Below are 22,471 nucleotides of genomic sequence, written 5' to 3' on the forward strand. Positions count from 1 at the left end.
CTGATGTGGGGGGATGTGGCAGTGGCCGGATGTGCGCGATCGGGTCCTGATCGGATAGCAAGGGCACATGGCGGTCCTTGTCGCGCTCGGCGCGTTCCTGATGACGCTGGCCGGCGGCTGGACGGCACAGCGGGTGACCGACCGCCGCCATCTGGTCCTGGGACTGGCCGGCGGCCTGATGCTGGGCGTGGTCGGCCTCGACCTGCTGCCCGAGGCGCTGCACGCGGCCGGCCGGGACGTGTTCGGCGTACCGGCGGCCCTGCTGCTGTTCGTGGCCGGGTTCCTGGTGGCCCACTTGGTGGAACGCCTGCTGGCCGCGCGGCAGGCCGCGCACGGCGGCGCCGAGCGGCACAACCACCGCGCTCCCCAGGTGGGCCTGACGGCGGCGGCCGCCATGGTCGGTCACAGCGCCATGGACGGCGTGGCCATAGGGGCCGCCTTCCAGGTGGACCACGGCATGGGCGTCGCGGTCGCGCTCGCCGTCGTCGCCCACGACTTCGCCGACGGCTTCAACACGTTCACCATCACCAGCCTGTACGGCAACGCGCGCCGCAAGGCCGTCGCCATGCTCGTCGCGGACGCCCTGGCCCCCATAGCGGGCGCCGCGGCGACCACGCTCGTCACCATCCCGGAGTGGTTCCTCGGCGGCTATCTCGGCCTCTTCGGCGGGGCCCTGCTCTACCTCGCCGCGGCGGAGATCCTCCCCGAGGCCCACCACGAGCACCCCGCCCGCTCGACCCTGCTGTGCACGGTCGCGGGCGTGGCCTTCATCTGGATGGTGGTCGGCCTGGCGGCCTGACCGGTCCGCCCGCACGCGGGTACGACTCACAGCTTGCCGCCCCGCCCGCCCTCGCGCCGCGCGGGCGCGATGAGCGTCGACAGGTACGGCAGCGGCGCCCCGTCGAGCCCCGACGCCGGCCGGATCGACTCCTCCGGCAGCCCCAGCGCCGACCCCCACACCGCGTCGTCGATCCGCCCGCTCTCCCGCAGCGCCTCGGCCACCTCCCGCGCCTGCCGCCCGAACTTGTACGCCACGACGGTCCCGGGCCCGTTCAGCGCCTGCTCGAGCACGGCGGCCCCCGCGGTGACCGGCACCAGGGTCAGCGGCTCCGTCCCCTCGGTCAGCACGGCCCCCGAACGCGCCGCGAGATCCTGCATCGCGGTGATCCCGGGCACCGTCTCCACCACGGTCCCCGGCACCAGCGCGGCGACGGTCTGCGCCAGATACGTGAAGGTCGAGTAGACGTTGGGATCGCCGATGGTGGCGAAGGCGACCGTGCCACGGCTTTCGAGCAGCCCGGCGACCCGCTGCCCGGCCGCGTCCCACGCGGCCTCGCGCCGCGCCCGGTCCGACCGCTCGTTCAGCGCGAACACCACCCGGACGACCTTCTCCGCGGGCACGTAGTGCAGCACGGTCGCCTCCGCACGCCCGCGCTCCCCGCCGTCCGTTCCGTCGACAGCGCCCATGACGGGCACGACGACGACGTCCGCGGTGCGCAGGGCGTTGACGCCCTTGACGGTCACCAGCTCCGGATCGCCGGGGCCCACCCCGACTCCGATCAGCCTGCTGCTCATGACGTCCGGCACCTCTCGACGAACCGACGGGCGAAACCGGGCGCGGCCGCCCAGTGCGTGTGCAGATAACTCGCGTGCACGTTCCGCTGTACGAAGCCCTCGACCCGCCGCTCGGGGACGCGCACGCCCCAGGCGGGGGCCGCCGTTCCCGTGCCCGAGCCGGGCTCGACGGCGGTCCGGTGGAACTCGTGCCCCCGCATCCGCTCCCCGGCCCCGGCGAGCACGCTGTCGCTCAGGGCCACCGCGTCCCGGTAGCCGAGCGTGAGGCGCCCGGTCATCCGCGCGGAGGCGTCCAGCACCCCGCACATGGGCCGCCCGTCCAGCTCCCGGCACAGATACAGCAGCCCGGCGCACTCGGCGGCGACGGGAGCACCGCCGAGCGCCAGCCCCGCGACCGCCGCGCGCAACGGCTCGTTGGCGGACAGCTCCGCCGCGTACACCTCGGGAAACCCGCCCCCGACGACCAGCCCGCGGGTCCCCTCGGGCAGCCGCTCGTCCCGCAGCGGGTCGAAGGGCACGACCTCCGCCCCGGCGGCACGCAGCAGCTCGGCGTGCTCCGCGTAGGAGAAGGTGAAGGCGGATCCGCCGGCGACGGCGACCCTAGGCCTCTCCCGGTGGTCCCCGCCGCCGGGGGAGGGCAGGACCGCGGCCGCGTCCCAGGCCTCGCACGACAGAGCCCCCGCGCCGCGCGCCAGCGCGACCAGCGCCTCCAGATCGCATCCGGCAAGGACCTGCGCCGCCATCGCCGCCACCGCGTCCACGGCCGCCGCCCGCCGCTCGGCGACCGGCACCAGGCCGAGATGACGAGACGGCGTCTCCACCTGCTCGACCCGGCGCAGAACCCCCAGCACGGGCACCCCGACCGAGTCCAGCGCCTCGCGCAGCAGCGCCTCGTGCCGGTCGGAGGCCACCTTGTTGAGGATCACGCCCCCGATCCGCACCTCGGGATCCCAGGTCACGAACCCGTGCACCAGCGCCGCCACCGACCGGGACTGCGACGACGCGTCGACGACCAGCACCACCGGCGCCCGCAACAGCTTCGCCACCTGCGCGGTGGAGGCCAGTTCGCCCTCCCTGGCGGCCCCGTCGTACAGCCCCATCACACCCTCGACGACGGCGATGTCGCACCCGCGCGCCCCGTGCAGGAACAGCGGGCCGATCAGCTCCGGACCGCACAGGTACGCGTCCAGGTTCCGCCCCACGCGCCCGGTGGCGAGCGCGTGATACCCGGGGTCGATGTAGTCCGGGCCGACCTTGTGCGGGGACACCGTCAGCCCCCGCCGGGCCAGCGCGGCCATCAACCCCGTGGCGACGGTGGTCTTGCCGCTGCCCGACGAGGGCGCCGCGACGACCAGCCGGGGCACGGACGGGGACGTCACCACTCGATGCCCCTCTGCCCCTTCTGCCCGGCGTCCATCGGGTGCTTGACCTTGGACATGTCGGTGACGAGGTCGGCGAAGTCCACCAGCTCGCCGGGCGCGTTCCGGCCGGTGATCACCACATGCTGGGTCCCGGGCCGGTTCCGCAGCACCTCCACGACCTCGGCGGTGTCGACCCAGCCCCAGTGCATCGGATACGCGAACTCGTCGAGCACGTACAGCCGGTACGTCTCGGCGGCCAGGTCCCGCTTGACCTGCTCCCAGCCCTCACGCGCCTTCTGCTCGTTGGTCGCGTTGTCACCCTGCGTGTCCCGCTGCACCCAGGACCAGCCCTCGCCCATCTTGTGCCAGTCGACGGTGCCGCCCTGCTCCGAAGCCCCCAGCACCCGCAGCGCGTTCTCCTCGCCGACCTTCCACTTGGCCGACTTGACGAACTGGAACACCCCGATCGGCCAGCCCTGGTTCCAGGCGCGCAGCGCAAGCCCGAAGGCGGCGGTGGACTTGCCCTTGCCGATCCCGGTGTGCACCACGACCAGCGGACGGTTGCGCCGCTGACGCGTCGTCAGCCCGTCATCGGGTACGGCACTCGGCTGTCCCTGCGGCATTACGCGGTCCTCCTCGAAGTCGAAATGCCCTGAACATCCCTGACGAGACCGGCGATGCTGTCCGCCCGCAACTCGTCCAAGGTCACGGCGGTACCGCCCAGTCCACTCGCGAGCTGCCCGGCGAGCCCCAGCCGCACCGGCCCCGACTCGCAGTCCACGACCACGGACGCGGTCCCCTCGGCCGCGAACAGGCGCGCCGCGCGCCCGGCGAGGGCGACCGGCTCGGGACCACCCGTGGCCCGCCCGTCCGTCAGCACCACGACCAGCGCCCGCCGCGCGGGGTCCCGCAGCCGCTCGATCCGCAGCACCTCGTGCGCCTTGAGCAGCCCGGCCGCCAGTGGAGTGCGCCCGCCCGTCGGCAGTGACTCCAGCCGGACGGCGGCGGCGTCGACGGACGACGTCGGCGGCAGCGCGACCTGCGCTTCCCTGCCGCGGAAGGTCACCAGCCCCACCTTGTCGCGCCGCTGGTAGGCGTCGAGGAGCAGGGACAGCACGGCGCCCTTCACGGCGCTCATCCGCTGACGGGCGGCCATCGACCCGGAGGCGTCGACCACGAACAGGACGAGGTTCCCCTCGCGCCCCTCGCGGGTCGCCTGCCGCAGATCGTCCCGGCGGACCACCAGCCCCGGCCCCGAGCGCCCCCGCGACCGCTGGTGCGGGGCGGCGGCCTGCACGGTCGCCGCCAGGTGCAGCTTGGTCAGGGAACCCCGGGGCCGCCGCGCCCCGATCGTGCGCCCGTGCTCGGTCCGCGCCCGCGAACGCCGCCCGGCGGCACCCTCGCCGAGGCCGGGCACGCTCAGCACCTTGGTGCGGAACGGCTCGGAGGCGCGTACGGCGGACTGCTCACCGGCGCCGGCACCGGAGGGCTGCGGCTCGCCGCCGCCGTCGCCGGCCTTGGGCTGTGCGGCGGTGTCATCGCCCTGCGGTCCGCCGTCGTCGGGGGCGGGCTGTCCGCCGCCACCGCCGGGTCCATCGGGACCGGGGTCGGGATCGTCGTCCTTTGAGCCGCCGAACTCCTGAAGCGTCTCGTCGAGCTTGTCCTCGTCAAGACCCGGAGCGTCGAAGGGATTGCGCCGCCGCCGGTGGGGGAGGGCCAGCAGCGCGGCCTGCCGCACGTCCTCGGCGAGCACATCGGTCCGCCCGGCCCAGGCGGCCAGCGCGGTGGCGGTCCTGGCCATGACGATGTCGGCGCGCATGCCGTCCACCTCGAAGGCGGCACAGGTCGCGGCGATCTGCCGCAGCGCGCCATCACCCAGCCGGACCTGTGGCAGCAGCTCCCGTGCGGCCACGATCCGCGCCCGTACGGCGGCCTCCTCGTCGGCCCAGCGCGCGGCGAAGGCGGCGGGGTCGTCGTCGTATGCGAGTCGCCGCCGTACGACCTCCACCCGCTGGTCGGGCTCCCGCGAGGCCGCGACCTCGACGGTGAGCCCGAACCGGTCGAGGAGCTGCGGCCGCAGCTCGCCCTCCTCGGGATTCATGGTTCCGACGAGCAGGAAGCGCGCGGCGTGCCGCATGGACACACCCTCACGCTCGACGTGCGAGGCGCCCATCGCGGCTGCGTCAAGCAAAAGGTCGACCAGGTGGTCATGGAGCAAGTTCACTTCGTCGACGTACAGCACACCGCGGTGAGCCGCCGCAAGGAGCCCAGGCTGCACAGCTTTCACACCGTGCGTAAGCGCCTGCTCGATGTCCATGGCGCCGACGAGTCGGTCTTCGCTGGCACCGACCGGCAGCTCGACCATGCGCGCGGGGCGCTTGACGCCGGTGCCCAACGGGTGAGGGCCATCCGGGCATCCGGGGTCGGGCGCGGCCGGGTCGCAGGAGAAGCGGCAGCCTGGGACCACGACCAGCTCAGGCAGCAGAGCCGTCAGAGCACGGACGGTGGTGCTCTTGGCGGTCCCCTTCTCCCCGCGGACGAGAACTCCGCCGACTGACGGACTGACGGCGTTCAGCAGGAGAGCCAACCGCAGGTCGTCTTGTCCGACGATGGCTGTGAACGGATAGAGCGTGCTCACGTGGCGTTACTCCTTCGGGTGACTCGTGACGAACTGGCTCGAATCCGAGCTGTGGACCGGTCATGATCGAACCCCGCTCCCCGCACGCGCGGGGGTGTTCCGGCCTTCACGCCTTCGGCCAGGGCGCGCTCTATGTGGTCCCCGCCGACGCGGGGGTGATCCGGCGCCGTTGTAGCCGTGACGCCCGATGGCAGTTTGCCCCCCGCCGACGCGGGGGTTTCCAGGGAGATCACTCGTCTCCCTCCAGATCTCCCTCAAGCTTGAGGTAGGTCGCCCGGAGCCGGTCCAGGGTTTCCTGGTCCGGCTCCGCCCAGAGCCCGCGGTCCGCCGCCTCCAGCAAGCGCTCGGTGATGCCTCTCAAGGCCCAGGGATTCGACTTCCGCATGAAGTCCTGGTTCTCCGGCGAGAACACGTACTCGGACGCCAGCTTCTCGTACATCCAGTCGTCGACCACGCCCGCCGTGGCGTCGTAGCCGAACAGGTAGTCAACAGTCGCGGCCATCTCGAAAGCACCCTTGTAGCCATGCTTACGCATCGCTGACATCCACCTGGGATTCACCACCCGCGCCCGGAAAACCCTATGCGTCTCCTCACCCAACGTTCGCGTCCGCACCTGATCGGGAACGGCGGAATCCCCCACGTATGCCTCGGGGCTCGTCCCCGTCAGATGCCGCACCATGGCGACCATGCCGCCGTGGTACTGGAAGTAGTCATCCGCGTCCGCGATGTCATGTTCACGCGTATCAACATTCTTCGCCGCCACCGCGATCCGCCGGAACGCCGTCTCCATGTCCCCGCGCGCCGCTCGTCCGTCGAGGCCGCGCCCGTAGGCGTAACCGCCCCACACCGCGTACACCTCGGCCAGATCGGCGTCGCTGCGCCAGTTGCGCGCGTCGATCAGCGGCAGCAGACCCGCGCCGTACGCGCCCGGCTTGGAGCCGAAGATGCGGGCCGTGGCGCGGCGCCGGTCGCCGTGCTCGGCGGTGTCCTCGTCGGCGTGCGCCTTGACGAAGTTCCGGTCGGCGGGCTCGTCCAGCTCGGCCACCGTCCGTACGGCGTCGTCGATCAGGGCGACCACGTGCGGGAACGCGTCCCGGAAGAAGCCCGAGATGCGGACCGTGACGTCGATGCGCGGCCGACCCAGCTCCTCCAGCCCGACCACCTCGAAGCCGGTCACCCGGCGGGAGGCGTCGTCCCACACCGGACGGCAGCCGAGCAGCGCCAGGATCTCGGCGATGTCGTCGCCCTGGGTGCGCATCGCTGACGTGCCCCAGACCGTCAGACCGACCGACTTCGGGTACGTGCCGGTGTCCTGGAGACAGCGGGCCACCAGCGAGTCCGCGAGCGACTGGCCGACCTCCCAACTCAGTCTGGACGGGATCGCCTTGGGGTCGACCGAGTAGAAGTTGCGGCCGGTCGGCAGCACGTTGACCAGGCCCCGGGTCGGCGAGCCGGACGGCCCCGCGGGGACGTAACCGCCGTCCAGCGCCCGCAGGATGTGCCCGATCTCGTCCGTTGTACGGGCCAGTCGCGGCACGACCTCGGTGCAGGCGAACTCCAGCACGGCCGTGGCGTCCGGGAGTTCAAAGCCCAGCACCTCCCGTACGAGCGCCGGACCCGCTTCGGCCGCCCAGCCGCGCTCCTCCATGTTCTCGGCGATCTGCCGGCACAGCTGCTCCAGCAGGTCGATGGCGTCCGCCGCCGTGCGCGAGGGGCCCTCCAGCAGGTCCGTCAGCTCCACCGGCACCTTCACCGGAGCGCCCGGCTCGGCCAGCAACTCCTTCTCCACCAGGCCGAAGTGCTCCGCGAGACAGGCCCGCAGCCCCGGCAGCGCGTTCGCCTGCCCGCCCCACACCTGGGAGGCGCGCAGCACGGCCAGCACGAGGTTCACCCGCGGCTCGCCGACCGGGCCGCCGCCGAGGATGTGCAGACCGTCCCTGATCTGCACGTCCTTGATCTCGCACAGATAGCCGTCGATGTGCATCACGAACTCGTCGAACGCGTCGTCGTCCGGCTGCTCGTCCAGGCGCAGGTCGTGGTGGAGCTCGGCGGCCTTGACCAGGGTCCAGATCTGGGCGCGCACGGCGGGCGCCTTCACCGGGTCCAGGTCGGAGACGAGCGCGTACTCGTCGAGGAGCTGCTCCAGCTTGGCGAGGTCGCCGTACGTGTCCGCGCGTGCCATCGGCGGGACGAGGTGGTCGACGACCGTGGCGTGCCCGCGCCGCTTGGCCTGGGTGCCCTCGCCGGGGTCGTTGACGATGAAGGGGTACACCAGCGGCAGGTCGCCGAGCACCGCGTCCGGCGCGCACCCGCGCGAGAGCCCGAGGCCCTTGCCGGGCAGCCACTCCATCGTGCCGTGCTTGCCCATGTGCACGACGGCGTCGGTGCCGAATGAGTTCTCCAGCCACCGGTAGGCCGCCATGTAGTGGTGGGACGGCGGCATGTCGGGGTCGTGGTAGATCGCGATCGGGTTCTCGCCGAAACCGCGCGGCGGCTGGATCATGACGACCACGTTCCCGAACCGCAGGGACGCGAGGACGATGTCGTCGCCGTCGACGTACAGGGAGCCCGGGGGCTCGCCCCACGCCTGCGTCATCCCGTCCCGCAGCTCCGGGTCCAGCGTGTCGAACCAGGCCCGGTAGTCGGCCAGCGGCACGCGCGCGGGTGCGGCGGCCAGCTGGTCCTCCGTCAGCCACTCCACGTCGTGACCGCCGGCCTCGATGAGGCGGTGGATGAGCTCGTCGCCGTTGTCGGGGTAGCCCTCGACCGCGTACCCCGCCTCCCGCAGCGCGTCCAGGACGCGTACCGCCGACGCCGGGGTGTCGAGCCCCACCGCGTTGCCGACCCGTGAGTGCTTGGTCGGGTACGCGGTGAAGACGAGCGCGATCCGCTTCTCCGCGTTGGCCTTGTGCCTGAGCCGCGCGTGCCGTACGGCGATCCCCGCGACGCGGGCGGCCCGTTCGGGGTCGGCCGCGTACACCGGGACGTCGTCCGGGCCCTGTTCCTTGAAGGAGAACGGGACGGTGATCAGCCGCCCGTCGAACTCCGGGATCGCGACCTGCATGGCCGCGTCCATGGGGGACAGCGCCGCGTCGGACTCGTCCCACGCGGTGCGCGATGAGGTCAGGCAGAGCCCTTGCAGCACGGGGATGTCCAGGTCCGCGAGCGCCCCGACGTCCCAGGCCTCTTCGTCGCCGCCCGCGGAGGCCTGCGAGGCGTGCGTGCCGCCGGCCGCGAGGACGGTGGCGACCAGGGCGTCGGCGCGTCCGAGGATCTCGTACAGCCCGGCGTCCGCGCCGCGCAGCGAACCGCAGTAGACGGGAAGGGCGTTGGCGCCGTGCGCCTCGATCGCGTCGCACAGGGTGTCCACGAACGCGCTGTTGCCGCTCAGTTCGTGGGCGCGGTAGAAGAGCACGCCGACGGTCGGACGGCCGGCCAGGCGGGCACGCTCGCCGTGGACGCCGTACTCGGGCATCCGCCGCGGCTCCTCGAAGCCCTCGCCGGTCAGCAGCACCGTGTCGGAGAGGAACCGGGCGAGTTCCGCCAGGTTGTCCGGGCCGCCCTCGACGAGGTATTTCAGCGCCTCCGCCACGACCCCGGCGGGCACCGAGGACTCGGCCATCAACTCGGCGTCCGGCACGGCCTCTCCACCGAGCAGCACGGTCGGCACGCCGGACGCCTTCACCGCGGCGAGCCCGTCCTCCCAGGCGCGCTTGCCGCCGAGCAGCCGTACGACGGCGATGTCCGCGCCGTCGAGCAGCCCCGGAAGTTCCTGGCCGACGTCCACGCGGGTCGGGTTGCCGATCCGGTAGGAGGCGGCCGAGGCTCGGGCGGCGAGCAGATCGGTGTCGGCGGTCGACAACAACAACACTGTGCTCATGCGGGCGCTCCCGGTGGAATGAAAGGCAGTCCTTGCGGCGCGCCCGACTCGATGAGCCGCCACAGCGCGTCCGTGTCCGCGTGCTGTTCGATCAGGTCGCCGAGCCGGTCGAGCTGCTCCTCGCGCAGCGCGGCGAACGAGGTGTCGGGGGCAGGCACGAAACGGCGGCCCGCGGCGGCCGCCACCTCGCGCAGGAAGGCCCGGCGGAAGCCGTCCGACTCCAGCGAGCCGTGCCAGTGCGTGCCCCAGACGGCGCCCACCCGGCAGCCGTCCAGGAAGGCTTCGCCGCCCATGACTTCGGCGACCCCGTGGTGGATCTCGTACCCCTCGACCCGTTCCCCGAGGGCTTCGCCCTCCGGCCGGGTGAGGGTCTTCTCGCGGGCGAACCTGACCCGTACGGGCAGCAGGCCCAGTCCGTCGACGTGTCCGCGCCGGCTCTCCACGTCGTCCTCGATGTGCTCGCCGAGGATCTGGAAGCCGCCGCAGACGCCCAGCACCGGCCGCCCCTCGGCGGCCCTGCTCGCCAGGGCGCGTGCGAGGCCGCGCTCCCGCAGCCATTCCAGCGCCCTGACCGTGCCGCGGGTGCCGGGCACGACGACGAGGTCGGCGTCGGTCAGTTCCTCGGGCCGGTCCACGAACCGCACGACGACGCCCGGTTCGGCGGCGAGCGCGTCCACGTCGGTGAAGTTGGACATCAGCGGCACGGCGCAGACGGCGACCCGCAGCACGTCCTCGCCGACCGGCGGCGCCACGGTGGACTCCCGCACGGCGCCCCGCAGCGAGACTCGGAGTCCGTCCTCCTCGTCGATGCCGAGCCCGTGCCGGAACGGCAGCACGCCGTACGTGCGCCGGCCGGTGAGCCCGCGCAGCATGTCCAGGCCGGGTTCGAGCAGCGAGACGTCCCCGCGGAACTTGTTGACGAGGAACCCGGCGACGAGTTCCTGGTCCCGCGGCGACAGCAGGGCGACCGTGCCGAAGAAGGAGGCGAAGACGCCCCCGCGGTCGATGTCGCCGACGACGAGCACGGGCAGCCGCGCGCCGCGCGCGATGCCCATGTTGACGATGTCGGTGCGGCGCAGGTTGATCTCCGCCGGGCTGCCCGCCCCCTCGCAGATCACCGCGTCGTACGTGCCCCGCAGCTCGGCGAGGCAGTCGAGGACGGTGCCGAGGAGCTTCTGCTGCCGCCCGCCGTGGTAGCCGCGGGCGCTCAACTCGCCCACCGGTCTGCCCAGCAGGACGACCTGGCTGCTCTGCTCGCCGCCCGGCTTGAGCAGCACCGGGTTCATCAGCGCGGTCGGCTCGACGCGGCACGCCTGGGCCTGCATGGCCTGCGCCCGCCCGATCTCGGCGCCCTCCCGGGTGACGAAGGAGTTGAGGGACATGTTCTGCGCCTTGAACGGGGCGACCTTCACGCCCTGGCGCACCAGCCACCGGCAGATCCCGGCCGTGACGACGCTCTTCCCGGCGTCGGAGGTGGTGCCGGCGACGAGCAGACCGCCCCTCATGACGTCCGTCCTCTCTTCAGCAGCCGTGCGCCCGCGCACACGCCGAGCGCGAGCCAGCCCACGCGGCGGGAGAGCCGTACCGCGCGCTCGATGTCGCCCTGCTTGACGGCGCGTCCGGCGCCGTTGAGCACCGGGCGGTGCTCCACCCGCCCGCCGTACGAGAGCGTGCCGCCCAGCCGCACTCCGAGCGCCCCCGCGAACGCGGCTTCCACCGGGCCGGCGTTGGGGCTCGGGTGCTTGCCGGCGTCGGCGCGCCAGGCCCGTACGGCGCCGCGCGGGTCGTCGCCCGCCACGGCCGCCAGGGCGGCGGTGAGCCGTGCCCCCGGCCAGCCGGCGAGGTCGTCGAGGCGGGCCGAGGCCCAGCCGTAGCGGCGGTACCGGGGCGACTTGTGCCCGACCATGGCGTCCAGGGTGTTGACGGCGCGGAAGCCGACGAGCCCCGGCACTCCGGCGGCGGCGCCCCACACCAGCGCGCCCACCACCGCGTCGGAGGTGTTCTCGGCGACGGACTCGACGACGGCCCGGGCGATCCCGTCGGCGTCCAGCGCCTGCGGATCGCGCCCGCACAGATGCGGCAGCCGCGCCCGGGCGCCCTCGACGTCCCCGGCTTGCAGGGCGCGCCCGATCTGCCGCGCCTCCCGGGCGAGGGAGGTGCCGCCGACGACGGCCCAGGTGGCGGCGGCGGTCAGCGCGACGGACGCGGTACGGGAGGAACGCACGGCGGACGCGGCCAGCGCGGCCGACGCCACGGCACCCCCCACGCACACGGCGGTGTGCAGGGCGCCCCGGCCGCGGTGGTCCCGCCACAGCGCGCGTTCCACGGCACCCGCGGCCCGTCCGAACACGGCGACGGGGTGTCCGCGGCGCGGATCGCCGAGGAGCACGTCACCGAGGAGGCCGGCAGCGGCGCCGTACGCGAAGACGCGATCGGCACCCATCGGGTCAGCCGGTCGTGCGGTCGGTCGGTGAGCCGCTGGTGAACCTCGGTCGGCAGCCGCGCATGGCTATATGTCCTCACTCAGGGTGTCCACGCCCTGGTTCGACGAGACCGGCGGTGAGAGTTCCTGACTCCCGGGGATGTTCTTCCCCGGTCACAGTGGCGGGACCGTGCCGGATTCGCACCGGACTTCCTCTCCTGCCGCCGTACTTGGCTCCGGAAGTCCACCACGCACCGCGAACACCCGTCAACCTGCCGTTGACCTGCGCAGGCGTACTGAGATGAGGCACACACCGCGGGCGCACGGGACGACGAAACCGCCCATCCCGGGACGTCGCGGGGACGGCCCGGGATGGGCGGGTGACGTGCGGGGCCAGGACCCGGAGGTACCGGGCCCCGGGCCGGGCTAGGCCACGATCAGGTAGATGCCGTAGGCCACGGCGGCGGCGCACGCGGCGAAGCAGGCGTAGGCGCCGGTGACCGCGAGGGCCCCGCCGCCGTCGCCCTGGGCCACGGCCCGCTCGCGGCGGGAGAGCCCGGCGATGCCGAGGGTGAACAGGGCCACGAGGCCCACCGTGACGCCGAGGCTGACGCCGAAGACGGAGCCGAGTGCCGCCCAGTCGATCTTCATGCTGCTTCTCTTCCTTCTGCCGGTGACGCCGGCTCAGACGGCGGCGGCCGGCGGCGTCGCCACGGGCGCGGGGTCGGCGGTGGACGCGGATGCCGGGGCGGGGATCGTGGCCGTGAGCCCCTCGGCCGCCGGGGAGGCCGGAGGCGGGGTGACGGCGGCGATGGCCTGAGTGATCACGCCGACCGGCTCCTCGGAGCCGTTGACGTTGGTGTGGTCGACGACCTCGCGGCGGGAGATCTTCCAGATCGCGGCGCTGGAGGCCACCAGGAACGCGGCCACGAGCCAGGTGCCCCAGTCGCCGAGACGCGTCACGGCCTCCGCGCCGGCCGCGACCAGGGCCGCGGCGGGCAGCGTGAGGGCCCAGGCGACGGCCATGCGGCTCGCGGTGGACCAGCGGACCACGCCGCCCTTGCGGCCCAGACCCGCGCCCATCACCGAACCGGAGACGACGTGCGTGGTGGACAGGGAGAAGCCGAGGTGGGAGGAGGCCAGGATGGCGGTGGCCGCGCTGGTCTGGGCGGCGAAGCCCTGCTGCGGCTGAAGGTCGGTCAGGCCCTTGCCCATGGTGCGGATGATGCGCCAGCCGCCGATGTAGGTGCCGAGCGCGATGGCCAGGCCCGCGGACAGGATGACCCAGGTGGGAGGGTTGGAGCCGGGGGCGAGGGCGCCGCCGGCGACCAGGGCGAGGGTGATGACACCCATGGTCTTCTGCGCGTCGTTGGTGCCGTGGGCCAGCGAGACCAGGCCGGCGGAGGCGATCTGTCCGGCACGGTGGCCCTTCTCGGCCGCCTTGCCGTGCGAATTCGACTTGTTGCCGATGCCGTACGACAGCCGGGTCGAGACCAGCGCGGCCAGACCCGCCACCACCGGGGCGGCGACCGCGGGGATGAGGACCTTGGTGACCAGGGCGCCGCCGTGCACGGCGCCGAAGCCGGCCGAGGCGATGGTGGCGCCGATCAGACCGCCCATGAGGGCGTGCGAGGAGCTGGAGGGGAGTCCGACCAGCCACGTCAGCAGGTTCCAGAGGATCGCGCCCACCAGGGCGGCGAAGATGACTTCGGGACGGATGCCGTTCTCGTTGACGAGACCCTTGGAGATCGTGTTGGCGACCTCCACGGACAGGAAGGCGCCCACCAGGTTCAGCGCGGCGGACATGGTCACCGCGACCTTGGGCTTGAGTGCACCGGTCGAGATGGTCGTGGCCATCGCGTTCGCGGTGTCGTGGAAACCGTTCGTGAAATCGAACGCGAGTGCGGTGACAACCACCATCGCGAGGATCAGCGAGAAGCTTTCCATTTACCCAGGCAATCGTTCGAGCGTCATTGGCGCGTTGAACGTAGGTAACCTGAGTGAACAGAAGATGAACTGAGTCGGTCATCGCGGTGTCTGTTCCTGCGGTGCCATGGGAAGGACCGGTCGCTCGCGGTTGGCGTCCTGGCAGGATCGGCACATGAGCGAACTCGGGGAGACGGCGCGCGCCTGGCAGGCGCTGGTCGCGGCGGCCCGCCGCACGGTGGCGGACGGACTGGTCGTCGGCACCTCCGGCAACGTGTCCGTGCGCGTGGGCGACACCGTCCTGGTGACCCCCTCGGGCATCCCCTACGACCGGCTCACGGACGACGACGTCACCGGTGTCGGCCTGGACGGCCGGCAGGTGCTCGGCACCCTGGTGCCGACCAGCGAGCTGCCCATGCACCTCGCGGTCTACCGCAGCACCGACGCGGGCGCCGTCGTCCACACCCACGCCGTGCACGCGACGGCCGTCTCCACCCTCGTCACCGAGCTCCCGCTGATCCACTACATGTCCGGCGCGCTCGGCGGCCCCGTCCGCGTGGCCCCGTACGCCACGTACGGCACCGAGGAGCTGGCCGGGAACATGCTCCGCGCCCTCGCCGGCCGCACGGGCTGCCTGCTGCGCAACCACGGCACCGTCACCTACGGCGCCACCCTCGACCAGGCCTACGACCGCACGGCCCAGCTCGAGTGGATGTGCCGGGTGTGGCTGGCGGCGTCCGGCGTCCCCGGCCTGACACCGGCTCTGCTGACGCCGGAGCAACTTGCGGAGGCGGGGGAGCGGCTGCGGGGGTACGGACAGCAGGGGCAGGGGCAGGGGCAGGGGCAGGGGTGAGCGCGGGAGCGGAAGCCGGGGCCGGAGTCGGGACCTGAGGCCCGGGGCCGGGGCGGGAGGCTGCGGAGAGGCCTGGGGAGGGCCCGGAGACGGCCCGGGACGGCCCGGGGACGGTGGCCGCGTGTGCGGGCGGTGCGGGCCGTGCGGGAATGAGCGCGTGTGCGGGCGGTGCGGGCCGTGCGGGAATGAACGCCGCTCTTCATGGAACCCGCGCGGACATGTCACCCCGACCCTCCGTCCCACTGGCCGGTGACCGGGTGCGCCAGGACACTGGAGCCGTGCCCACAGTCAAAGCGACGGCCGCGGCCGTCACCGCTGTCCTGGCGGCCGGCGCGGCGAGCGTCGCCGCGGGCCGGCTGGCCAGCGACGCCGCGCTCAAGGTGCTCCCGGGCCGGCCCCTGCCCACCGAACCCCGGCTCACCGTGCACGCCACGGCCGCCGGCCAGATCAGCCTCACCCGTGACCTCGCCTCCCTGCGCCCGGGCACCTACGGCCTGGCGGGCAACGGCTCCCACGCGGTGGTCGGCCCCGTCCTGCCCACCGCCCCGCACCGGCCCGACACCGTCGTACGCCGGCTCGAGCGCGTCACCCACGGCACCCTGCACCGCGGCGACAAGGTGTGGCTCACCCCGAACCTGCACGTCGGCAACCCGCGCACCGCCCTCGGCATCGAGCACGCCGACGTCGACGTACCGGGCGAACTCGGCTCCCTGCCCGCCTGGTTCGTGCCCGGGGTGCGCGAGACCTGGGTGATCGCGGCGCACGGCCTGGGCAGCACCCGCGAACTCCCCATGAACATCCTGGCGTTCCTGCACCGCCGGCACTTCCCGGTGCTCGCCCTCGCCTACCGCGGCGACCTCGGTGCGCCCCGTCCGCCGGACGGCCTCAACCACCTCGGCGAGACCGAGTGGCGGGACCTGGACGCGGCGATCCGCTACGCCGTGCGGTACGGGGCCGAGCGGATCGTTCTGCACGGCTGGTCCACCGGGGCCACGATGGCGTTGCGCGCCGCCACCCGCTCCGCGTTGCGCGACCGGATCACCGGACTGGTCCTCGACTCCCCGGTGCTCAACTGGGAGGTGACGCTGCGGGCCCTGGCCCGGGCGCGGCACACCCCGGGACCCCTGCTGCCGCTGGCGGTGCGCGCCGCGCAGGGGCGCACCGGTCTGTACGGCGACCGCCTGGCCGGGGCGACGGACCCGGAGGGGCTCACGATGCCGACGCTGATCTTCCACGGCCCGGGCGACCAGGTGGCTCCCTGGCAGCTCTCCCGCCGCCTCGCCGACCGCCGTCCCAACCTGATCGCGCTGCACACGGTGCCGAGCGCTCCGCACGGCGCGATGTGGAACGCCGACCCCGAGGGCTACGAGGAGGCCCTGCGGCGCTTCCTCACGCCGCTGATGTGAGGCGGCGGCACGGTTCCGTTTCGCCGCCTGTCACCCGCTGGGGGACCGGAGTACGCCCAGGTCCCGGGGACCCTTCCGGAACCGGCTGAAAGGTGCCCCCCCGGGTGTCCTCGCGGCCTTCCCTTGGCCTTCTCCATCGCCCGCCGTGACATTCCGTTTGGGTTTTCGGACCGTCAACCGGAAGACTGCACCCGTGACGTCCCGTATCCCGCGCGACTCCAGGCTTCGCATCGTCCGCCCACGACCCCTGGCCGCCGCCCCCAGAGCCGTGAACCAGCGGCAACCGCGCCGCCACGCCCCGCGCCCCCCGGAGGGCACTCCGGCACCCGCGGTGCTGGCCAGAACGGCGCGCTCCCTTCTGGCCGGGGCGGCCCGCGTCGCCCGCTGGGCGGACGCCGCCCTCGGGCCCGGCCGCGGGGGGCCGACCGCCGACGACAAGGCCACCCTCTCCGACGCGACCACCGAGAGGGCGGCCGCCGATCTCGGCCTGACCGCCGCTCAGGTCCGCGCCGACTGGGACACCGCCCGGCTCTCCGGCCTCATCGAGGTGCACGGCGACAACGCCCGCCCCGGCTGGCGGCTGCGCGCCTGGGACCGCGACGACAGCGCCGTCCTGCGCGGCTGGGTGGCCCTCTTCGACGCCTGGTCGCTCGCGTGCCCGGAACCGGAGGGCCACGAGGCGGCCGCCGTCGCCGAGGTCGTGTCGGCCATGCCGCAGGTCCTGTCCTTCCTCCAGCTCTCCGCCGGCCCCGTCCCGGTCGACCAGCTCCTCGACCTCCTCCGCCAGCGCGTCACGGAACTGCGCACCGACCGCTGCGAGGTCTCCTACACCCCGGACCCCGCACCCGGAGCCACGGACCCCGCCCCCGCGCCGGGCGCCGCTCCCGACCTGGAGAGCGGCCTCCGGGCGGCCCCCGCCGCCGTCACCGTCCCCGGCGGTGGCGCGGCAGCCCCGTCGCCCGAGGGCGCCGTGCCCGGGGACATCGCGCCCGCCACACCTGCGCCGGGCCCCGCTCTCCGGGTGGCAGCCCCTGCCGCCGGGGTGAGCGTCGTCTCCGACCTCGACGGTGCTGGCGCGTCCGGTACCTCGGCGGCCACGGACGCGGCCGCCGAGCCCGGCGCCGTCCCCGGCCCCGAGGCCGTCCTTCGCGTGGCCCCCGTCACCGCGCCCGTCGCCGGCTCCGACACCGACGGTGCGGTGGTCACGGCCGTCGCGCCCGAGTCCGGCCTGTCACTGTCCGACGCCGATGCCGGCGTTTCCCCGTCCGGGCCGCGGGCCGCGGTGCCCGGCGACGGGGGTGACCCGCTGGCGCCGCTGCTCGGGTGGGCCCTGCGGGCGCTCGCCGCGGTGGGGGCGCTGACCGTCGGGGACGGGCAGGCCACGCTCACCCCGCTCGGGAGCTGGGCGGTGTGGGTGAAGCTGGAGCAGATCTGCGTGGCCGCGCAGAGCCCCGCCGGGAACATCGAGCAGTCGGCCGAGGACATGCTCCGCGGCTGCGCCCAGCTGCGGCCCAACGCGGCCCGGGCCGAGTACCGCGCCTGGCTCGCCGCCCGGCCCGTCGGCAGCGCCGTCACCGAGCTGCTGGGCGCCGCCCGCGGTGAGGACGCCCTGCTGCGCGGGCTCGCCTTCGAGGCGCTGCGGGTCGTCGGCGCGCCCGCCGAGCCCGACGTACGGGCCGTGCTCGCCGAGTCGGCGCTCAGGCCGTACGCCCTGCTGTGGCTCGCCGAGCACGACGGCGTCGACGCGGAGGACGCCCACGAGCTGCTCACCCGCGAGGAGGCCACCTGGCTGTGGGTCGACACCGCCGCCGCGGTCACCGACCACGGCGAGGCCTCGATGCTCGTACGGCACCTTGAGGCCGCGGTGCAGCCGACCGTCCCGATGCTGCTCGACGAGGTGCGCACCGTGGGCCACCCCCGCACCGTGCAGGTGCTGGTCGCGCTCGCCGCCGCGCACCCCGACCCGGCGCTGGCCAAGGCCCTGCGCCGGGCGGCCTTCCAGGTCCACACCGGAGGCAACTAGGCCCCCGGGGCCGCGGTGCGGTCAGCCCCCGACGCGGGGCGCGTACGTGCCGAAGCTCCAGATGTTGCCCTCGACGTCCCGGGCCATGTAGTCCCGGGAGCCGTAGTCCTGGTCGGTCGGGGGCATCAGGATCTCCGCGCCGTGCTCCGCCGCGTGCCGGTGGTGGGCGTCCACGTCGTCCACCACGACGTACACCCCCGCGGGGCCCGCGCCGCGCATCGCCTCGTCGAAGCGGCCGCCGCGGCCCTTCGAGCCCAGCATCACCGCGCCGTTGCCCTGCACCAGCTCGGCGTGGTGCACGAGGCCGTCCTCGCCCTCGTACACCGCCAGTTCCGTGAAGCCGAAGGCCTCCGTCAGCTGCTTGACGGCCGCCTTGGCGTCCGCGTACAGCAGCGTCGGGTAGATGCTCGGGCGTTCGCCGGCCGTGTCCGCCATGCCGATCACTTCCCTGTGAGTCGGTTCGCACCGACGAGTGCGGTGCGCCGCCCAGTCTGGCACCGGCCACTGACAGCGCCCCGGCGCGAACACACCCGGAAAAGCGCTTGCCCGCCCCCGTTAGAATGTCCCCCATGGCCATTCTCCTCGTGCATTAGACCGCGGGTACGTCCTCAGCCGCCCACCCGCCTCCCTCCCCCGAGCTCTACGAGCAGGGGGCGCCCCAGCCCTGGAGTCTGTCCGTGATCTCCGCCTCCGGCATCGAGCTGCGCGCCGGTGCCCGCGTCCTCATCGAGTCCGCCACCTTCCGCGTCGCCAAGGGCGACCGCATCGGCCTGGTCGGCCGCAACGGCGCCGGCAAGACCACCCTCACCAAGGTCCTGGCCGGCGACGGCATCCCGGCCGCCGGCACCGTCACCCGCTCCGGTGAGGTCGGCTACCTCCCGCAGGACCCCCGCACCGGCGACCTCGACGTGCTCGCCCGCGACCGCATCCTCTCGGCACGCGGCCTGGACACGCTGATCCGCAAGATGCGCGACAACGAGCAGCGCATCGCCACCGGCAAGGGCTCCACCCGCGAGAAGGCACTCAAGCAGTACGAGCGCCAGGAGACCGAGTTCCTCACCAAGGGCGGGTACGCCGCCGAGGCCGAGGCCGCCACCATCGCCGCCGCGCTCAACCTGCCCGACCGGGTGCTCGGCCAGCCCCTGCACACCCTCTCCGGCGGTCAGCGCCGCCGGATCGAGCTGGCCCGGATCCTGTTCTCCGACGCCGACACCCTGCTCCTGGACGAGCCCACCAACCACCTCGACGCCGACTCGATCATCTGGCTGCGCGACTACCTGAAGACCTACCGCGGCGGCTTCATCGTGATCTCCCACGACGTCGACCTGGTCGAGACGGTCGTCAACAAGGTGTTCTACCTGGACGCCAACCGCGCCCAGATCGACGTCTACAACATGGGCTGGAAGCTCTACCAGCAGCAGCGCGAGGCCGACGAGAAGCGCCGCAAGCGGGAGCGGGCCAACGCCGAGAAGAAGGCCGCCGCGCTCAACGCGCAGGCCGACAAGATGCGCGCCAAGGCCACCAAGACGGTCGCCGCGCAGAACATGGCCCGCCGGGCGGACAAGCTGCTCAGCGGCCTGGAGGCGGTCCGCCAGTCCGACAAGGTCGCCAAGCTCCGCTTCCCGGAGCCGTCGCCCTGCGGCAGGACGCCGCTGACCGCCGAGGGCCTGTCGAAGTCGTACGGCTCCCTGGAGATCTTCACCGACGTCGACCTGGCCATCGACAAGGGCTCCCGCGTCGTCATCCTCGGCCTGAACGGCGCGGGCAAGACCACGCTGCTGCGCCTGCTGGGCGGGGTGGAGCAGCCCGACACCGGCCGGGTCGTCGAGGGCCACGGCCTCAAGCTCGGCTACTACGCCCAGGAGCACGAGACCCTGGACCCGGACCGCACAGTGCTGGAGAACATGCGCTCGGCCGCTCCCGACATGGACCTCGTGGAGGTCCGCAAGGTGCTGGGCTCGTTCCTGTTCTCCGGCGACGACGTCGACAAGCCGGCCGGGGTCCTGTCCGGCGGCGAGAAGACCCGCCTGGCACTGGCGACCCTGGTCGTCTCCTCCGCCAACGTCCTGCTGCTCGACGAGCCCACCAACAACCTCGACCCGGCCAGCCGCGAGGAGATCCTCGGCGCGCTGCGCACCTACAAGGGCGCCGTCGTCCTCGTCACGCACGACGAGGGCGCGGTCGAGGCGCTGCAACCGGAGCGGATCATCCTGCTGCCGGACGGGGTCGAGGACCTGTGGGGCGCGGACTACGCGGACCTCGTCGCCCTCGCCTGACCGAACAGGCGATCAACGGCGTATGGATCATTCGGCCCATCGGTGATCCACCATCTGTGTGAGATCTCCTCGTATCGAGGTGTGTCCTCCATCGATTTCGCGGCCGAGCCCTTATGTGCCAAGGGCTCGGCCGTCGTGCGTCTCTGACCAGGCACTTCGCGGAAGAACCCGAACGGCGGTACGGACGCCGAGGCGCGGAATGACGGATTCCGCTTGTGGGGATGTGCTCCTGTCGTCACGGGTGGGTCTCACGGACCTTGCCGAATGGGTGGCCATCGGGCCCCGGAGGGGTGATCATGAGGGGACCAGAGCGCACTTCCCATGAGGAGGCACGGGTGGCCGAGACTCTGAAGAAGGGCAGCCGGGTGACCGGCGCCGCGCGCGACAAGCTCGCGGCAGACCTGAAGAAGAAGTACGACGCCGGTGCGAGCATTCGGGCGTTGGCCGAGGAAACCGGCCGCTCGTATGGCTTTGTTCACCGGATGCTCAGCGAGTCGGGTGTCACGCTCCGTGGGCGTGGCGGGGCGACGCGGGGCAAGAAGGCCCCGTCGGCCTGAAACCGCGGGCGGCCCACCGGCTTTCGACGGTGACCACCCGGTCGGTTCTCCGATCGGCCGGGTAGTTACTGTGCAGTCACTTATGATGCCCGCGAGGGCATCCACGATGACCGCACCCGTCGGAGGCGCACCATGGTCCCGCCCGAGCACGACCTCGATCCGGTACTCGACAAGGACGGCGTACGGCTCACCGTCGACGACTCGATCGCCACGGTGACGCTGACCAACCCGGCCAAGCGCAACGCGCAGAGCCCCGCTCTGTGGCGGGCGCTGACCGAGGCCGGTCGGCTGCTGCCGGGCTCCGTCCGCGTCGTGCTGCTGCGCGGTGAGGGCAAGTCCTTCTCCGCGGGGCTCGACCGGCAGGCGTTCACGCCCGAGGGGTTCGACGGCGAGCCGTCGTTCCTCGACCTCGCGCGTGGTTCCGACGCCGAGCTGGACGCGACCATCGCCGAGTACCAGGAGGCGTTCACCTGGTGGCGGCGCAACGACATCGTGTCCGTCGCCGCGGTCCAGGGGCACGCCATCGGGGCGGGCTTCCAGCTGGCACTGGCCTGTGATCTGCGCGTCGTCGCCGACGACGTGCAGTTCGCCATGCGCGAGACCAGTCTCGGGCTGGTTCCCGACCTCACCGGCACACATCCGCTGGTGGGCCTGGTCGGCCAGGCCCGCGCACTGGAGATCTGCCTCACCGGCCGGTACGTGGGCGCCGCCGAGGCGGTGAACACCGGGCTGGCCAACCTCGCCGTGCCCGCGGACCAGCTCGACGCGACCGCACGGGACCTGGCCGCGGCGCTCCTCGCAGCGCCCCGCGACGCCGTGGTCGAGACCAAGGCGCTGCTGCGCGGTGCCCGGGAACGGTCGTACGAGGAGCAGCGCGCCGCCGAACGCGAGGCGCAGGCCCGGCGGCTGCGGGACCTCGCCGGCGCCGGCGACTGACGGCGCCGCCGCACCGGGCGCGCGATCGCGCCCGTCCGCCTACCGTGATTCGGGACGGCGACCGAAAGGACGTACGGCGATGACCATGGAACAGGACCGGACGAGCACCCCCGAGGGCGAGCGGGAGGTACCGGAGACCACCGCGACCCGCAGGGCACAGGCGACCCGGCGCGGCCTGGGAGACCCCGCCACCCGCGGGCGGACCACCATCGCCGACGGGGTCGTGGAGAAGATCGCCGGGATGGCCGCCCGCGACGTGGTCGGGGTGAGCGCCATGGGCGGCGGGTTCGCGCGGACCTTCGGGGCCGTGCGCGACCGCGTCCCGGGCGGTACGAAGTCCGTGACCCGCGGTGTGAAGGCCGAGGTCGGCGAGGTGCAGACCGCGCTCGACCTGGAGATCGTCGTCGACTACGGCGTGTCGATCATCGACGTGGCGCGGGCGGTCCGGGAGAACGTGATCGCGTCGGTGGAGCGGATGACCGGTCTCGAGGTCGTCGAGGTCAACATCGCCGTCAGCGATGTCCAGCTGCCGGAGGAAGAGGAGGAGGAGATCGCGCCGCGCCTCCAGTGACCCACCGGTCACCACGGCGGCGAAGGACCGATGACGGGGGCGAGCGG

General features: G+C 73.3%; 18 protein-coding genes and 1 riboswitch. Of the genes, 8 read left to right on the plus strand and 10 right to left on the minus strand.

Annotated features, from left to right (window positions below; translation table 11 throughout):
* The first annotated feature begins 67 nt into the window (after nt 1–67).
* The gene (locus ACIOWN_RS03645) at nt 68–799 is read left to right on the plus strand and encodes a ZIP family metal transporter (RefSeq protein WP_362354967.1); all 732 of its coding nucleotides are present in this window, start codon (nt 68–70) and stop codon (nt 797–799) included.
* 26 nt (nt 800–825) lie between these two features.
* Here the strand turns inward: ACIOWN_RS03645 and cobI are convergent, their stop codons facing one another.
* From cobI to ACIOWN_RS03690, 9 genes are all read right to left on the minus strand, one after another.
* Nucleotides 826–1,575 (minus strand): precorrin-2 C(20)-methyltransferase, encoded by a 750-nt coding sequence (cobI, locus tag ACIOWN_RS03650; protein WP_362354970.1) that lies wholly within the window; start codon nt 1,573–1,575, stop codon nt 826–828.
* On the minus strand, nt 1,572–2,957 hold the full coding sequence (locus ACIOWN_RS03655) for a cobyrinate a,c-diamide synthase (RefSeq protein ID WP_401980114.1): 1,386 nt from the start codon (nt 2,955–2,957) through the stop codon (nt 1,572–1,574). Before ACIOWN_RS03655 ends, cobI begins: the two co-directional genes overlap by 4 nt.
* Nucleotides 2,951–3,559 (minus strand): cob(I)yrinic acid a,c-diamide adenosyltransferase, encoded by a 609-nt coding sequence (cobO, locus tag ACIOWN_RS03660; protein WP_326801924.1) that lies wholly within the window; start codon nt 3,557–3,559, stop codon nt 2,951–2,953. The genes ACIOWN_RS03655 and cobO overlap by 7 nt, the downstream gene beginning before the upstream one ends.
* Nucleotides 3,559–5,574 (minus strand): putative cobaltochelatase, encoded by a 2,016-nt coding sequence (locus tag ACIOWN_RS03665; protein WP_401980116.1) that lies wholly within the window; start codon nt 5,572–5,574, stop codon nt 3,559–3,561. The genes cobO and ACIOWN_RS03665 overlap by 1 nt, the downstream gene beginning before the upstream one ends.
* 229 nt (nt 5,575–5,803) lie before the next feature.
* Nucleotides 5,804–9,454 carry a cobaltochelatase subunit CobN gene (gene cobN / locus ACIOWN_RS03670; protein ID WP_401980118.1) on the minus strand — a complete coding sequence of 1,217 codons (3,651 nt, stop codon included), beginning with the start codon at nt 9,452–9,454 and terminating at the stop codon, nt 5,804–5,806.
* Nucleotides 9,451–10,959 (minus strand): cobyric acid synthase, encoded by a 1,509-nt coding sequence (locus ACIOWN_RS03675; protein ID WP_362354984.1) that lies wholly within the window; start codon nt 10,957–10,959, stop codon nt 9,451–9,453. The genes cobN and ACIOWN_RS03675 overlap by 4 nt, the downstream gene beginning before the upstream one ends.
* Nucleotides 10,956–11,897, minus strand: a complete 942-nt coding sequence (locus ACIOWN_RS03680) for a cobalamin biosynthesis protein (protein WP_401980120.1) — start codon at nt 11,895–11,897, stop codon at nt 10,956–10,958. The genes ACIOWN_RS03675 and ACIOWN_RS03680 overlap by 4 nt, the downstream gene beginning before the upstream one ends.
* Before the next feature lie 99 nt (nt 11,898–11,996).
* Nucleotides 11,997–12,141: riboswitch (cobalamin riboswitch) on the minus strand.
* A 161-nt stretch (nt 12,142–12,302) separates the two neighbouring features.
* A complete protein-coding gene (locus ACIOWN_RS03685; RefSeq protein ID WP_362354990.1) occupies nt 12,303–12,527 on the minus strand; it encodes a hypothetical protein in 225 nt (74 codons plus the stop codon).
* Nucleotides 12,528–12,560: 33 nt separating this feature from the next.
* Nucleotides 12,561–13,823: an inorganic phosphate transporter gene (locus tag ACIOWN_RS03690; RefSeq protein WP_362354993.1), complete on the minus strand. Its 1,263-nt coding sequence runs from the start codon at nt 13,821–13,823 to the stop codon at nt 12,561–12,563.
* Between the two features lie 154 nt (nt 13,824–13,977).
* On the opposite strand from ACIOWN_RS03690, the gene ACIOWN_RS03695 reads away from it, so the two are divergent.
* The 3 genes from ACIOWN_RS03695 to ACIOWN_RS03705 all read left to right on the plus strand — a co-directional run bounded on the left by ACIOWN_RS03695 (nt 13,978) and on the right by ACIOWN_RS03705 (nt 18,084).
* Complete coding sequence (locus ACIOWN_RS03695) at nt 13,978–14,655, plus strand: class II aldolase/adducin family protein (protein WP_401980123.1); 678 nt, start codon at nt 13,978–13,980, stop codon at nt 14,653–14,655.
* A gap of 278 nt (nt 14,656–14,933) precedes the next feature.
* Nucleotides 14,934–16,061, plus strand: a complete 1,128-nt coding sequence (locus ACIOWN_RS03700; RefSeq protein ID WP_401980126.1) for an alpha/beta hydrolase — start codon at nt 14,934–14,936, stop codon at nt 16,059–16,061.
* A 799-nt stretch (nt 16,062–16,860) separates the two neighbouring features.
* Nucleotides 16,861–18,084: a hypothetical protein gene (locus ACIOWN_RS03705; RefSeq protein WP_401980252.1), complete on the plus strand. Its 1,224-nt coding sequence runs from the start codon at nt 16,861–16,863 to the stop codon at nt 18,082–18,084.
* A gap of 21 nt (nt 18,085–18,105) precedes the next feature.
* On the opposite strand, the gene ACIOWN_RS03710 is transcribed toward ACIOWN_RS03705, so the two are convergent.
* Nucleotides 18,106–18,519 carry a VOC family protein gene (locus ACIOWN_RS03710; RefSeq protein ID WP_401980128.1) on the minus strand — a complete coding sequence of 138 codons (414 nt, stop codon included), beginning with the start codon at nt 18,517–18,519 and terminating at the stop codon, nt 18,106–18,108.
* Between the two features lie 242 nt (nt 18,520–18,761).
* Here ACIOWN_RS03710 and ACIOWN_RS03715 point away from each other — a divergent pair, with 242 nt between their 5' ends.
* From ACIOWN_RS03715 to ACIOWN_RS03730, 4 genes are all read left to right on the plus strand, one after another.
* Nucleotides 18,762–20,360 carry an ABC-F family ATP-binding cassette domain-containing protein gene (locus ACIOWN_RS03715; protein WP_401980130.1) on the plus strand — a complete coding sequence of 533 codons (1,599 nt, stop codon included), beginning with the start codon at nt 18,762–18,764 and terminating at the stop codon, nt 20,358–20,360.
* A gap of 335 nt (nt 20,361–20,695) precedes the next feature.
* On the plus strand, nt 20,696–20,917 hold the full coding sequence (locus ACIOWN_RS03720; protein ID WP_029385158.1) for a helix-turn-helix domain-containing protein: 222 nt from the start codon (nt 20,696–20,698) through the stop codon (nt 20,915–20,917).
* A gap of 132 nt (nt 20,918–21,049) precedes the next feature.
* Nucleotides 21,050–21,853: an enoyl-CoA hydratase/isomerase family protein gene (locus ACIOWN_RS03725; RefSeq protein ID WP_362355012.1), complete on the plus strand. Its 804-nt coding sequence runs from the start codon at nt 21,050–21,052 to the stop codon at nt 21,851–21,853.
* 79 nt (nt 21,854–21,932) lie between these two features.
* Entirely contained in the window at nt 21,933–22,424 is a 492-nt protein-coding gene (locus ACIOWN_RS03730) for an Asp23/Gls24 family envelope stress response protein (RefSeq protein ID WP_362355015.1), read from the plus strand.
* The last annotated feature ends 47 nt before the right edge of the window (nt 22,425–22,471 follow it).

The sequence above is a fragment of the Streptomyces sp. NPDC087787 genome (assembly GCF_044743035.1).
Taxonomy (GTDB): Bacteria; Actinomycetota; Actinomycetes; order Streptomycetales; family Streptomycetaceae; genus Streptomyces.

Excerpts from the sequence above, each read along its gene's own strand:
- ACIOWN_RS03645 (WP_362354967.1), top strand. The coding sequence starts at position 68 with ATGGCGGTCCTTGTCGCGCTCGGCGCGTTCCTGATGACGCTGGCCGGC.
- cobI (WP_362354970.1), bottom strand. The coding sequence starts at position 1,575 with ATGAGCAGCAGGCTGATCGGAGTCGGGGTGGGCCCCGGCGATCCGGAG.
- cobO (WP_326801924.1), bottom strand. The coding sequence starts at position 3,559 with ATGCCGCAGGGACAGCCGAGTGCCGTACCCGATGACGGGCTGACGACG.
- cobN (WP_401980118.1), bottom strand. The coding sequence starts at position 9,454 with ATGAGCACAGTGTTGTTGTTGTCGACCGCCGACACCGATCTGCTCGCC.
- ACIOWN_RS03675 (WP_362354984.1), bottom strand. The coding sequence starts at position 10,959 with ATGAGGGGCGGTCTGCTCGTCGCCGGCACCACCTCCGACGCCGGGAAG.
- ACIOWN_RS03680 (WP_401980120.1), bottom strand. The coding sequence starts at position 11,897 with ATGGGTGCCGATCGCGTCTTCGCGTACGGCGCCGCTGCCGGCCTCCTC.
- ACIOWN_RS03685 (WP_362354990.1), bottom strand. The coding sequence starts at position 12,527 with ATGAAGATCGACTGGGCGGCACTCGGCTCCGTCTTCGGCGTCAGCCTC.
- ACIOWN_RS03690 (WP_362354993.1), bottom strand. The coding sequence starts at position 13,823 with ATGGAAAGCTTCTCGCTGATCCTCGCGATGGTGGTTGTCACCGCACTC.
- ACIOWN_RS03695 (WP_401980123.1), top strand. The coding sequence starts at position 13,978 with ATGAGCGAACTCGGGGAGACGGCGCGCGCCTGGCAGGCGCTGGTCGCG.
- ACIOWN_RS03710 (WP_401980128.1), bottom strand. The coding sequence starts at position 18,519 with ATGGCGGACACGGCCGGCGAACGCCCGAGCATCTACCCGACGCTGCTG.
- ACIOWN_RS03725 (WP_362355012.1), top strand. The coding sequence starts at position 21,050 with ATGGTCCCGCCCGAGCACGACCTCGATCCGGTACTCGACAAGGACGGC.
- ACIOWN_RS03730 (WP_362355015.1), top strand. The coding sequence starts at position 21,933 with ATGACCATGGAACAGGACCGGACGAGCACCCCCGAGGGCGAGCGGGAG.